The 13,428-nt window shown below is 40.3% G+C and carries 13 protein-coding genes; 7 read left to right on the top strand and 6 right to left on the bottom strand.

The features are described 5' to 3' along the window. The first annotated feature begins 178 nt into the window (after nucleotides 1–178). Complete coding sequence (gene aroG / locus MNY66_RS03960) at nucleotides 179–1,231, top strand: 3-deoxy-7-phosphoheptulonate synthase AroG (protein WP_241501469.1); 1,053 nt, start codon at nucleotides 179–181, stop codon at nucleotides 1,229–1,231. A 77-nt stretch (nucleotides 1,232–1,308) separates the two neighbouring features. Here aroG and MNY66_RS03965 read toward each other — a convergent pair whose 3' ends face one another. From MNY66_RS03965 to modE, 4 genes are all read right to left on the bottom strand, one after another. Beyond that, entirely contained in the window at nucleotides 1,309–2,082 is a 774-nt protein-coding gene (locus MNY66_RS03965) for a hypothetical protein (RefSeq protein WP_241501470.1), read from the bottom strand. A gap of 167 nt (nucleotides 2,083–2,249) precedes the next feature. Then, entirely contained in the window at nucleotides 2,250–3,002 is a 753-nt protein-coding gene (gene gpmA / locus MNY66_RS03970) for a 2,3-diphosphoglycerate-dependent phosphoglycerate mutase (protein WP_047255719.1), read from the bottom strand. A 337-nt stretch (nucleotides 3,003–3,339) separates the two neighbouring features. Further along, entirely contained in the window at nucleotides 3,340–4,833 is a 1,494-nt protein-coding gene (gene modF / locus MNY66_RS03975; protein WP_241501857.1) for a molybdate ABC transporter ATP-binding protein ModF, read from the bottom strand. A 299-nt stretch (nucleotides 4,834–5,132) separates the two neighbouring features. Beyond that, entirely contained in the window at nucleotides 5,133–5,924 is a 792-nt protein-coding gene (gene modE / locus MNY66_RS03980; RefSeq protein ID WP_241501471.1) for a molybdenum-dependent transcriptional regulator, read from the bottom strand. 196 nt (nucleotides 5,925–6,120) lie between these two features. Between modE and MNY66_RS03985 the strand changes: the two genes are divergently transcribed. From MNY66_RS03985 to modC, 4 genes are all read left to right on the top strand, one after another. Beyond that, entirely contained in the window at nucleotides 6,121–6,264 is a 144-nt protein-coding gene (locus MNY66_RS03985) for an AcrZ family multidrug efflux pump-associated protein (RefSeq protein WP_047255795.1), read from the top strand. A gap of 364 nt (nucleotides 6,265–6,628) precedes the next feature. Further along, nucleotides 6,629–7,399 (top strand): molybdate ABC transporter substrate-binding protein, encoded by a 771-nt coding sequence (modA, locus tag MNY66_RS03990; RefSeq protein WP_047255716.1) that lies wholly within the window; start codon nucleotides 6,629–6,631, stop codon nucleotides 7,397–7,399. Nucleotides 7,400–7,416: 17 nt separating this feature from the next. Then, on the top strand, nucleotides 7,417–8,109 hold the full coding sequence (gene modB, locus MNY66_RS03995; RefSeq protein WP_047255715.1) for a molybdate ABC transporter permease subunit: 693 nt from the start codon (nucleotides 7,417–7,419) through the stop codon (nucleotides 8,107–8,109). Continuing rightward, a complete protein-coding gene (modC, locus tag MNY66_RS04000) occupies nucleotides 8,103–9,167 on the top strand; it encodes a molybdenum ABC transporter ATP-binding protein ModC (RefSeq protein WP_047255714.1) in 1,065 nt (354 codons plus the stop codon). Before modB ends, modC begins: the two co-directional genes overlap by 7 nt. An 86-nt stretch (nucleotides 9,168–9,253) precedes the next feature. On the opposite strand, the gene MNY66_RS04005 is transcribed toward modC, so the two are convergent. Then, nucleotides 9,254–10,069: a pyridoxal phosphatase gene (locus MNY66_RS04005; RefSeq protein ID WP_047255713.1), complete on the bottom strand. Its 816-nt coding sequence runs from the start codon at nucleotides 10,067–10,069 to the stop codon at nucleotides 9,254–9,256. Between the two features lie 405 nt (nucleotides 10,070–10,474). Between MNY66_RS04005 and MNY66_RS04010 the strand changes: the two genes are divergently transcribed. Together MNY66_RS04010 and pgl are read left to right on the top strand one after the other, a co-directional pair. Then, complete coding sequence (locus tag MNY66_RS04010; RefSeq protein WP_241501472.1) at nucleotides 10,475–10,936, top strand: hypothetical protein; 462 nt, start codon at nucleotides 10,475–10,477, stop codon at nucleotides 10,934–10,936. 51 nt (nucleotides 10,937–10,987) lie between these two features. Next, nucleotides 10,988–11,971, top strand: coding sequence for a 6-phosphogluconolactonase (gene pgl / locus MNY66_RS04015; RefSeq protein ID WP_047255711.1), 984 nt, complete (start codon nucleotides 10,988–10,990; stop codon nucleotides 11,969–11,971). 120 nt (nucleotides 11,972–12,091) lie between these two features. On the opposite strand, the gene bioA is transcribed toward pgl, so the two are convergent. Further along, nucleotides 12,092–13,408 (bottom strand): adenosylmethionine--8-amino-7-oxononanoate transaminase, encoded by a 1,317-nt coding sequence (bioA, locus tag MNY66_RS04020; protein ID WP_241540931.1) that lies wholly within the window; start codon nucleotides 13,406–13,408, stop codon nucleotides 12,092–12,094. Between the last annotated feature and the right edge of the window lie 20 nt (nucleotides 13,409–13,428).

A 13,428-nucleotide genomic window follows, 5' to 3' on the forward strand; every position in this document is an offset into this window, starting at 1 on the left:
GGTTAAATCACCAAATATTCTGCTATAAAAAAGCCTTTCATACCTATATGTCATATAAAGCCAAAGAAAAAAACATTTTAGTGCTTAGAAAGGCTGTTTACACCGAGTGAATGAACAGTTAAATTAAAATCACAAAGATAATATTTTAATGATGTAATTGACAATGGACTAAACGGGTATGAATTATCAGAACGATGACGTAAGAATTAAAGAAATTAGAGAATTATTACCGCCAGTGGCATTATTAGAAAAATTTCCAGCGACCGATAAAGCTGCGTTTACCGTTCATGAAGCCCGCCATGCAATCCATAATATACTGACAGGGGAAGATGACCGCCTATTAGTCATTATTGGGCCTTGCTCAATTCATGATACCAAAGCTGCATTAGAATATGCGGAGCGTTTAAATGCCTTGCGAGATGAGTTAAAAGGCTCTCTTGAAATTGTGATGCGTGTTTATTTTGAGAAACCACGGACTACGGTCGGTTGGAAAGGTTTGATTAACGATCCTCATATGGATAATAGCTTTAATATTAATGAGGGATTAAAAATCGCCCGTCAGTTATTGCTGACAATAAACGATTTAGGCATGCCGACAGCGGGGGAATTCTTAGACATGATTTCTCCACAATATGTTGCAGATTTAATGAGTTGGGGCGCGATTGGTGCACGCACCACTGAATCTCAGGTACACCGTGAATTATCCTCTGGCTTATCGTGCCCTGTTGGTTTTAAAAATGGTACCGATGGTACGATTAAAGTAGCGATTGATGCGATTAATGCCGCTCGTTCTCCACATTGTTTCTTATCCGTGACTAAATGGGGACACTCCGCGATTGTTAAAACTACCGGTAATCCTGACTGCCATATTATTCTACGTGGAGGCAAAGAGCCGAATTACAGCGCTGAGCATGTCAGTGCTGTCCGCGAAGGGCTAAAGAAAGCCGGCTTAACCGAAAGCATTATGATTGACTTTAGTCATGCGAATAGCAGCAAACAATTTCAAAAACAGATGGATGTCGGGGCTGATGTTGCAGGACAAATTAGCCAAGGTGATAAAACCATCACTGGAGTTATGATTGAAAGTCATTTGGTTGAAGGTAATCAGGATTTGGCAGATAAACCCTTAGTCTATGGCCAAAGTGTTACTGATGCCTGTATTGGTTGGGCTGATACTGAAAAACTATTACGCCAGTTGTCTGATGCAGTAGAAACTCGACGTCAAAAGTAAGCTGAGAGTATGATAAAAAACCAGTGCATCAATTAATGCACTGGTTTTTTTTAATTAATTGATAGTTAAATAAATAGTTAAATACTGACAGTCGTCTGCGCTTCAGGCCCTGCTTGTTTAATCTCGGTTAGTAAACGATCGATATCAGTGTCTTGATCTTGTTGTATATCTTTATGATAAAAAACAAATTTACCGATTAATCCTTGGTGATTAATCAGTAAATAAAAATACGATTTTTTCTCTTTACCGACAGTGACCGCATCTAATGGGATTTGATAGCTATCGCTGAAAAAGGTTGGACGAAATATCAGCGTTTTATTTTTAATTGCCAATAATGGCGTACCATTGATGCGCCTTCCGATGATATAGCGAAAAATAGCTAGTACTATCAAAAACATCCCGAGGCTTTGCCCCATAGCAAATAGCACTATGCCTAATAGCAGCATTATTCCACTCAAAAAGGCATTTCTCTGATTGGTAAAATTAAGGCAAATATCATAGGTCGCGAGCGGAGAGCTGGGCTCAAATTTTCTAAAACGCCAGCGAGTCGCTGAAAAAGTCATACCGAAAATAAACACTAGGCTGATAGGAATAAACACCAAACCGCCGAGAAAAGCTAATATCATCGAGGTTTGAGGCCAATAACTCATTGTTAGCATACTGATAATTTGTAAAGGTACACTAATAGCCGCGATCACGATGAGGAACTTCATAAATTTTAATGCATTACCCGATGGCTCATGGGAAAACCCTACCGTTAGTTCATCGGTTTGTAGCATATAAATCAGTGTCACTAGCAAAGCAATATTGATAGCTAAGCCGATCCAGACATACATATTGAATTTATTCATTTTGTTATCGTAGTTAGTAAAAAAAGGCATAAGATGGTTATATCATAACTGTTTGGCTAATGATAAAAAATAGATTACTGCCTGCGCCTAATATGTGAGTTTGGCGTAGGATAAAAAAAGCCACTTCAGAGAGTGGCTTATTAGATGGCTAAATTGTTAGACTAAAATTATTTAGCTTTACCTTGGTTAGCGACAGCGGCCTGTTTTGCAGCGATCTCTTCTTGGTTACCTAGGTAATAATGTTTGATTGGTTTCATGTTTTCATCGAATTCATAAACCAAAGGTACTGCTGTAGGAATATTTAGGTTCAGAATTTCATCTTCGCCCATGTTATCCAAGTATTTTACCAGCGCACGCAGTGAGTTACCGTGTGCTGCGATAATGATTTTTTCACCTTTCGCGACGCGGGGTTTTATTTCTTGTTCCCAATAAGGAATAACACGATCGATAGTTGTGGCTAAACTTTCAGTGACAGGTAATTCGCTGTCTGACAGTTGAGCATAACGTGGATCATGACCAGGATAACGTTCGTCTTCTTTGGTCAGTTCTGGAGGCGTAATTGCAAAGCCGCGGCGCCATAATTTAACTTGCTCGTCACCGTATTTTGCTGCAGTTTCTGATTTATCTAAACCTTGCAGAGCACCATAATGACGTTCGTTTAGTTTCCAGCTTTTTTCAACTGGCAACCATTGCTGATCGACTTGATCTAGAATGTTCCACAGGGTATGAATTGCACGTTTTAAAACTGAAGTGTAGGCAAAATCAAATACGAAACCATCATCTTTCAGTAATTGTCCGGCTATTTTTGCTTCTTCACGGCCTTTATCAGACAGTTCAACATCAGTCCAACCAGTGAAACGGTTTTCTTTATTCCACTCACTTTCACCGTGTCTTACTAGAACCAGCTTAGTTACTGCCATAGTTCAAAACTCCTATAAGTACATTCATAAAAATTCGTTATCACTGATCACATTATAGGGATCATCAAGCCGAACGCTAGTCTGAACTGACTAATTACCCTGACTAAATCAAATATTTTTTGCTCAAGGTAGATTTATTGTTCAGCGGATAACCTATCTGCAGATTAATTTATCATAGCTGAGATACTGATTATTGATCTCAACCGTAGATCTCTCGCAGATAGATGAAAATATAATATATATATCCGATTTAACCCGAAGTGAAACGATACAGCAAGGCATAATTTACTGTTTTTAGCTCTACAGCCGTTATCAATTCACTTTGTGATACAGCTCACTATTTTTTAACTATTTCACTTTCATAGCGATAAATCCCATTTTCGGGAATAAATTTCAAGCGGTGCGTAATACAGGTTGGTGCATCTTGTTGATGGTGGCTCACAAATAATAATTGAGTGCTGCCTTTGCTTATCATCACATCAATAAATCTGAGGACTAACAAACGATTAAGTTCATCCAAACCTTGTAATGGCTCATCGAGGATCAATAGCGCGGGATGTTTTACCAGTGCTCTAGCGATTAGGATTAAACGCTGTTGCCCCCAAGAAAGCTGTTGAAAGGGCTGAGTTGCGATTTGAGGCGTAAAACCTAATAAAGCTAACCATTGCTGGGCTAATTGTAATTGACGGTCGGTTGGTGTTTGATACAGACCAATTGAATCATGAAACCCTGAAATAATCACGTTTATTACGCTAGTAGATACGCGGTAATCTTGATGAACGCTGTTGCTGACATAACCAATATGTCGTTTGATATCCCAAATCGTTTCACCACTTCCCCGTTTGCGTCCAAATAAGGTTAAATCATTGCTGTAGCCTTGAGGATGATCGCCGGTAATTAAACTTAATAAAGTGGATTTCCCGGCCCCATTTTCGCCAATAATCTGCCAATGTTCACCGGGATTAATTTGCCAAGTTAAATGATGAAGAATGGCTTTATCATTGTATTTTACCACGCCATCATTGAGGATCACGCTGGGCTGATCCGCTGATAATAGTGGTTCTACTGTCGAGTCTTCAACGTCAGGCAGAGTTAAATAGTTGATTTTCTCACTGTGTCTTAATTGAGCGATTAAGCTATCAGCTAGAATATGAGTTTTGCTACCCACCATAGTTAGTTGGCAATCTGCGAGGATACCCATATGCTGAATAAATTCTGGGATTTCATCGAAGCGATTAACAATAACCACTAGCGTTAGACCTTTTTCAGCTAATTCAAGCAGTAATTCATTTAAGCTATTACGCGAAAATATATCTAAACCATCAAAAGGTTCATCTAGCACCAGTAGGTCTGGGTGGCTCATTAAGGCCTGACATAGCAGAACTTTGCGCGTTTCACCGGTTGATAGATATTTAAATCGCCGTGAGAGTAAATCGCTAATACCAAATTTCTTGGCCAATTCTAGGCAGTATTCATTATCTTTGGTATTTAATTGAATAACTTGCGCGGCACTGTATCCTGTATCGTCTTCATCTTCGCCGAGCATATCGGTATTATTGCGTAGCCATTCATCGCTGATTATTTTTTGTAATTGTTCAAATGAGATGCGGATACTGTGGGTAAAAGGAGTTTCTATTTGTCCACTTAACGGAGGTAACTCGCCAGTTAGTGCGCTTGCAAGAGCGGATTTACCACTGCCATTCGCCCCGATAAATGCCCAGCTTTGGCCTTTTTTAATCTGTAGCTGCTTTATATTTAGTATTTTTATATCGCTTAAGCGAAATTTGGCTTCAGTTATATTCAGCGCTGTCGCGGGCGTGTGTGATGGCATAGTCATTAGTTCTCCTTATTATTTACCCATCATGTTTGATAACACCACTAATTGAGAAATTAACTTAAAAAATTAATGTCGATAGGTAGATTGTTTATTTACGCTTAAATTAGCGAGCAAAGAGAAAGCTACGCCAATAACGGGTGATTAATTTATACCTTGATTTAATCACATGATGTCTTACACAAATAAGCGTGAATCGGAGTAATGTCAATAGCTTGAGCTGAGAAAATAATTCCAGTGGAATAGTATAATTCCCCGAAGAAGTTGGGTTCATCGGAGAATTTATGGCAGAATTATTAGCAAAGAGTAGCGATAATCACTTGATCTGCATTAAATAGTGCGGTGACTGTATCGTTTACAGCCAATTTTTGTTGGTCAACTTCTTGATTCGAAAGGGTTGAGCATAAGGTTTCTCCACCATCTAGGCTCACCATAATCTCGCTATTTTCTTCTCCTATTTCTAGGGTAATGATTTTTCCACTCAGAGCATTATCGAATTGATGAAGTGTCGATTGGCCTTTAATCAGTTTTATCCAAGGCGCTTTGATTAAGGCCAGCACTTCTTTACCTTCACTTAAGCCAAGACGATTAGCGCTTTGTTCAGTCAATGCAGCATCAATCAGAGTATTGCCATCAGCTAAACGGATTTTAACATGCTGTTGGATATGGCTATGATCACGTTGAATTAAAGTGCCAAAAAATTGATTACGAGCACTGGTTTGTAGTGAGAAACGAGAAATAGCAGCTAATAAACTGTCAAGAGGTAGAGAATCATCTTTGAGGACATCAAAAGCTTTTTGCTGAATTTTGGCTAATAAATCATAAAGTTGTAATAAACGTTCGCCATAATGGGTGAGTGTAGTTCCGCCGCCGCCTTTTCCACCAGTTGCGCGGTCAACGAGAATATCATCAGCCATTTGGTTCATTTCATTAATTGCATCCCAAGCACTTTTATAGCTGATCCCCGCCAATTTAGCGCCTTGGCTGATAGAACCAGTTGCTTGAATTTGTTTTAACAATGAAATACGACGTGGATCAGCAAATAACCGATCATGCAATTTTAAGGTCAGTAAAATTTCAGCTTGCATAATATCTGTTCTTCTTGTTAGGGCTTGAGGAATTGACTTGGAAAGCACGTTTAGTACTTTGCCACAAAAGTAAATTATATAGAATAGAGCAGATTATAACGCTAATATTAGTTATAATTGTGTTATATCTAAATATTTCCCTTCGTCGCCCCTTCAGGTTGACTTGATGGGTACAGTATCACTGAAAGAGGCCGCAATGTTAGAAATTTTAAAAAGTATGGGCTTTGCGCTACTGATGGTTCCAGTCGTAATGGCTGTTATCATGGGATTAATTTATGGGTTAGGGGCATTTTTCAACCTACTTTCTAAAGCTCATGTCCATCATACCGAGAAAAAATAATTCTCCTTTATCTATTGGTTACCCGGTTTAAATGCCGGGTAATTATTTCCCTTTAGTTTTGCCTTTCTTCGGCCATTTATCTTTACCCATCTGATACATTCCCTTTGACGCTATATTTGGCATCGTTTTTTGCCAATAATGGTGAGCTTATTTTTCATATGGCTAGCTCTTAATATGACTGGATTGATTTATTTCCAGTGAAAATTTAACTTTATTTTATTTTTTAGCGAGATTGTGCACTCTTTGGCACTTATTGCCTTTCATTTTTCGTTGTATCTTGATATATACAGCGTTTCCAATCCAATGACTGAATGGCACTTATAGATATTTAATAACTAGATATTTAATAAATAGGTATTTAATAATGAATAAAAATTTAATCAAGCTTCTCGCGAGTGCTGCCGTAACTCTATCTTTAGCTGGTAATGCGGTTGCCGCTGAAAAAGTCACAGTGTTTGCTGCTGCATCGCTGACTAATGCATTGAATGAAATCGCGGCACAATATAAACAAGAAACCAATAACCAAGTTGTGGCTTCTTACGCATCATCTTCAACCCTAGCTCGTCAGATTGAACAGGGCGCTCCGGCGAACTTATTTATTTCTGCTGATCAGCAATGGATGGACTATGTTATTGATAAGCAATTGATGGTTAAAAATACTCGTTATACTTTGCTAGGCAATGAATTAGTGTTGATCGCCCCTAAAGCCTCAAAATTAGATAAAGTTGAAATTAATCAGCAAACAGATTGGAAAAAACTGCTCGACGGTGGTCGTATGGCTGTTGGTGATCCTGATCATGTTCCTGTTGGTATCTATGCTAAAGAATCGTTAGAAAAATTAGGTGCTTGGGATACTGTTAATCCAATGTTAGCCAGAACAAATAATGTGCGTAGTGGCATGGCGTTAGTTGAGCGTGACGAAGCACCATTAGGCATTGTTTACGGTTCTGACGCGGTAGCTAGCGATAAAGTTAAAGTGGTTGGTATTTTCCCTGCGGATACCCATAAACCTGTAGAATATCCAATGGCGATAGTTAAAGGCCAGGATAATTCAGCAACACGCCAATTTTATGACTATCTGAAAACACCTCAAGCAGCTGTTATCTTTAAACAATATGGGTTTAGCCCACTGTAGGAAATAGACTTTTGCAGATGTTAAGTGAGTATGAATGGGAAGCCATCTATTTGAGCCTAAAGGTCTCTACGGTCGCGGTGATTTTTAGCCTACCGTTGGGGATTTTAATGGCGTGGATTTTAGTGCGTTGTCGGTTCCCCGGTAAGACATTACTTGACAGTATTATCCACCTGCCACTGGTGTTACCGCCGGTGGTGGTAGGTTATTTATTGTTAATAAGTATGGGACGGCGCGGATTTATTGGTGAATGGCTATACGACTGGTTTGGTTTCAGTTTTACGTTTAGCTGGCGCGGCGCTGCATTAGCATCAGCGGTAGTGGCATTTCCATTGATGGTCCGAGCCATTCGTTTGGCGTTAGAGGCCGTAGATCAACGGTTAGAGCAAGCGGCTAGAACGCTCAGAGCATCACCGATTAAAGTTTTTTTCACTATTACCTTACCGCTTTCCTTGCCGGGGATTATCGTTGGTGTTGTACTGGCATTTGCTCGCTCGTTAGGCGAATTTGGCGCCACAATTACCTTTGTTTCTAACATTCCGGGTGAAACAAGAACCATTCCTCTGGCTATGTACACTTTAATTGAAACTCCGGGGGCTGAGTCCGATGCGGCTCGTTTGTGTATTATTGCAATTGGTTTAGCATTGGCCTCGTTATTAGCCTCCGAATGGTTAACCCGTTGGGGTAAAAAACGAATGGGAGGAGCATGTTAGAATTAGATTTCTCTCAGCGTCTTGGCGATCTGCAATTAGAAGTTAAAACCCAGCTACCGACCGAAAGCATTACAGCAATATTTGGTTTATCGGGGGCAGGAAAAACCTCATTAATTAATGTGATAGGTGGGCTAACTAAACCGGATAGCGGGCGTATAGTCCTCAATGGCCGCGTGCTGGTGGATAAAGCGAAAAAGATTTGTCTACCGCCAGAAAAACGCAGTATTGGCTATGTTTTTCAAGATGCGCGTTTATTTCCACATTATCGGGTTAAAGGTAACCTAACATACGGTATGGTACCTGAAATGGCATCGCGTTTTGATTCCGTGATTGAGTTACTGGGGATTGAAAAGCTATTAAATCGTTTCCCCATTACATTGTCTGGCGGTGAAAAGCAGCGTGTGGCTATTGGCCGTGCGTTATTAACCGCCCCCGAAATATTATTAATGGATGAGCCATTAGCTTCTTTAGATTTACCTCGCAAACGTGAATTATTACCTTATTTAGAAAAGTTATCGCAGGATGTCAAAATACCCATTTTGTATGTTAGCCATAGCTTAGATGAAATATTGCGCTTAGCTGATAACGTAATCGTAATGGCGCAGGGGAAAGTAAAAGCCTATGGCACGCTCGAAGATATTTGGGCCAGTAGTGCTTTGCGTCCGTGGTTACAACAAGATTCTTTAAGCAGCGTGCTTAATGTTACGGTAATTAAGCAGCACCCAGACTATGCTATGACCGCGGTATTGGTGGCAAATCAGATATTATGGATGCCTCGAATAACCAGTCAGCCAGATGATCAGGTGCGTATTCGTATTGATGCAGCGGATGTATCTTTAGCATTAACTAAAGCTGAAAATAGCAGTATTCGCAATGTGTTACGCGTCAAAGTGGTCGAATGTATTGAAGATAATGAACAGGTCGATGTAAAGCTGGCATTAGGTGATCATTTCTTATGGGCACGAATTACGCGTTGGGCGCAAGATGAACTGAATATTCAGCCTGAACAATGGTTATTTGCCCAAGTGAAGAGTATTTCATTGAGCCGACATTTATAGTTTTTTATATTGATAATATCTTGTATTGATCATAACGGATAATAATCGGCTCAGGAGATTATCGCTCCTGAGCCGGATTAAAACGGTTACAGCACGTATTTACGGATCACTTCGGCAATCCCTGGCTGGGTGTTATCACGAGTAACTAACGCTGCTTGTTGCTTTATTTCATCGACCGCATTACCCATTGCCACCCCTAAACCGGCGGTGGTTAGCATGCTGAGATCGTTAAAGTTATCACCGAACGCAAGTACGTCTTGCATCGATAATCCTTGCGATTCAACCCAACGCTTTAAGCGTTTGCCTTTACTGTTGCCGCTTTGTGCAATATCGACCTGATCTTCCCATGACCATTCACATTCTAGCCCTAAATCTTTTTCAATCGATTGGGTAAATTCATGCAACTCATTACGATCTGGCGTAGTTAATGCAAATTTCCAAATAGATTTATAATCGTGCATGGCTTGATTGAAATCATCAACTTGCAACAGGTTAGGGCGCAGATCAACCGGCAAAGTATTCGACCATTGCAGGGTTCTGGCGATGGTTTCTTGATTGTCATATAACATAGCGTCATCGACATACATTAAGCGATGAATATTGGTATCGGCAAGGCGTTGTATGATTTGGCTTGCAGCATCGGTCGTTAATGGATCAGATTCAATAACTTTTTTGCCTAAGTAATCATATAAATAGGTACCGTTACAGCAAATAGCTGGTGTATCCAATTCTAGCGCTTGATAAAAAGGACGAATAGCAACATGGTGGCGTCCGGTAACAATCAGGACTTTAACGCCTTGTTGGCGAGCTTGTTGCAGGACTTCAAGTGACTCGGGTAAAATTCTTTTTTGGTTATCAAGCAATGTTCCATCTAGATCGAGCGCAATAACGCGGTATGACATAAAATCGGCCTCATTAGTAATAATTATATTTTTAACGATGATATACCTATCGTATCTCAAGTTAGAAAGATGCTGATTAGTATCATGATTTAAAAACGAGATTATTAAACCGTAGATCGAATATTCAATATGGCAACGGCAATAATCTTGATGATTACTCGACTGATTAAAGCTTCATCTTCTTGAACGTTAAGGTATAAATTTTTCGAATAAATAAAACAAGTTGCCCAGAAAGCAAACATTTTGATTATAGTGTCATCATCATAACTGATAATAAACATCGACTGAACCGTTTTAGTGCTTATTGTTGATAAACAAATAGTTTTATTGTTTAGTGATAATCCCCGCATTTTTATCATAAATTCGTTATGATTAGTCTATTGATCCCTAGTGGAAAGTACGGTTATGTCAGTCACTTTATTTTGTCAGGGCCGATTGCAAACTGAACAGAATTCAATAATAGCGGCCAGTTTACAGGCGGCTATCCAGCGTGCCCAACAGCGGAAAACATATGTTTCTATTTGGTCTTTTATTCCAAGTTTAGATACCCAGCCTATTGATATTAATCAATTTATTGGAGGTGAATATACGATGGTTGAAAATAGCCAATCTTTGTCTTCTTCTCTAATTAATAAAAATGAGGTGGTTATTTCCCCGGCTGCTGATCAAGCCATTGATCAGATAAATATCTGGCTGTCATCAACACCAAAACCATTGATTTTATTGTTATTTCCGTTGATTGATGAAGCGACAAGAATTTGCCAGCAATGGGCTGCTCACTCAGATATTATAATAGCGGAGCAGCCTCAGAATAGATTATTGCGTTTACAGATTGATTATCGAGCCACTAAAGTGTGTGTCATTTGATAAACTGATTTGTAGACGTAACTCGATGAATAGATAAATGAAGGAGTTAGGATGAAGCAGATAGTTTATGTTGCTAGCCCGGAAAGCCAACAGATCCACGTTTGGTCATTGAATTGTGCAGGTGAATTATCACTGCTTCAAACGTTGGATGTTCCGGGGCAGCCTCAGCCAATGTTGGCGAGCGAGGATGGAAAATATCTTTATGTCGGTGTGCGTCCAAATTTCCGGGTGCTTACTTATCTAATTGAGCCGCAAGGTACGCTGAATTTAGTGGCGCAAACTTCGATACCAGGTACGCCGGTCCATCTTTCTTTAGATAATAGCGGCCGTTTTATGTTTGTTCCTTCTTATCATCAGCATAACCTCGCCGTATTACCGATTCAACAAGGTATACCGGGCGCGCCAATCCAAGTAATTGAAGGGCTCAAAAATCCACATTCTTCCCATGTAGATAGTGATAATCAACAATTGTGGGTGCCATGTTTAGGCGAAGATCATATTCGTTTATTTGATCTCAATGCTGAAGGGCGATTGAAAGAAGCCTCAGCAGACAGGATTACTACCAAAGCAGGAGCTGGTCCACGTCATTTAGCTTTCCATCCGAGTAAAAAAGTTATTTATTGTATTAATGAGCTCGATGCAACGTTGAATGTTTATCATCAATTTACGCGCTATCGTGAAATGCAAAATATCAATGTCTATCCGGCAGGATTTAATAGCACTCCATGGGCCGCAGATGTTCATATTACCCCGAATGGTCGTCATTTATATGCTTGTGAGCGCTCGGACAGTATTATGAGTCATTTTTTAGTTTCTGACGATGGGATGCATTTGACTTTAGCCGGTGTTTATCCAACCGAAACTCAACCGAGAGGGTTTAATTTAGATACGGAAGGGCGTTTCTTGATTTCTTGTGGGCAGAAATCAAACCATGTTTCTGTGGCGCGAATTGATCAGATTACGGGCGAACTGACTGAACTTGGCCGTTATCCGGTAGGAAAAGGTCCAATGTGGGTGACTGTCGTTAACAAATAGCCTCGATTTTTTCCTCGTGATTTGTGAAGTTACTCGTAAATCACGAGGAAATTAGTGAAATTTTGCGGCTAACTTATCGTGCTATATCACCGATTAATCTCAGGCATATTTAGATTGAGCTTAATATGCCTTTGTAAGGCTATTTTGTTCGACTATTTTACTTATTGCGGCGGTAAGTTTACGTAATTGTTCCGGCTGAATAATATACGGCGGCATTAAATAAATAAGCTTGCCAAATGGTCGGATCCACACGCCCTCGGCAACAAATTGTTGCTGTAACTGTGCGGTATTAACCGCTGATTGCATTTCAACCACGCCGATAGCCCCCAAAACCCGCACATCTTTAACCGTTGAAAGTGATTTCAATGGTATTAATTCATCATGCAATTGCTGTTCAATACGCTGAACACGAGTTTGCCAGTCACTATTTAATAGTAAGTGTAAGCTTGCGTGTGCGACTGCACAGGCGAGAGGATTGGCCATAAATGTTGGACCATGCATAAAGCAACCGGCGGCGCCATTACTGATAGTTTCAGCGACGTGGCGAGTAGTCAATGTGGCTGATAACGTAAGATATCCTCCGGTTAACGCTTTGCCTAGACACATAATATCAGGCGCGATTTCTGCATGATCACAAGCAAAAAGTTTGCCCGTTCGGCCAAATCCCGTCGCTATCTCATCGGCAATAAGCAAAATTCCATATTGATCACAAAGCTTGCGTACGCCACGCAAATAATTGGCATGATAAATTCGCATGCCTCCGGCGCCTTGAACGATAGGTTCGAGGATGATCGCAGCAATATGCTGATGATTTTGTTCTAATTGCCCACGTAATGGCGCGAGGTCGTTATCATCCCACGGTGCGTCAAAGCGGCAGTGTGGGGCGGCTACAAAAATATGTGGCGGAAGATAACCTTTATACAGCCCATGCATCGAGTTATCGGGGTCACAGACTGACATCGCACCAAAAGTATCTCCATGATATCCATGGCGAATAGTCAAAATGGTTTGGCGTTTTTCACCCTGTGCCTGCCAATATTGCAGCGCCATTTTTAAGGCGACTTCTACCGCAACTGAACCTGAATCCGCCAAAAAAACGCATTCAAGCGCTGCGGGAGTGATAGCCACTAATTGACGACATAAATTAACCGCCGGAGGATGTGTAATGCCACCAAACATTACATGTGACATTTTGTCTAATTGTGATTTAGCCGCAGCATTCAGGACGGGATGATTATAACCATGGATTGCTGACCACCATGAGGACATACCGTCAATTAATTTTCTACCGTCATCGAGCTGTAGCTCGACACCTTCAGCCGCCACAATAGGATAAGCCGGAATAGGATGGCTCATTGAAGTATATGGATGCCAGATATGTCGGGCATCAAATTCAAGATCATTAGCGCTCAATTCAGATTGATTAATCATATTCATGTAAACTTTTATTAGTTATT

Origin of the sequence: Moellerella wisconsensis, from assembly GCF_022592395.1 — a bacterium.
In the GTDB taxonomy this organism is placed as follows: domain Bacteria; phylum Pseudomonadota; class Gammaproteobacteria; order Enterobacterales; family Enterobacteriaceae; genus Moellerella; species Moellerella wisconsensis.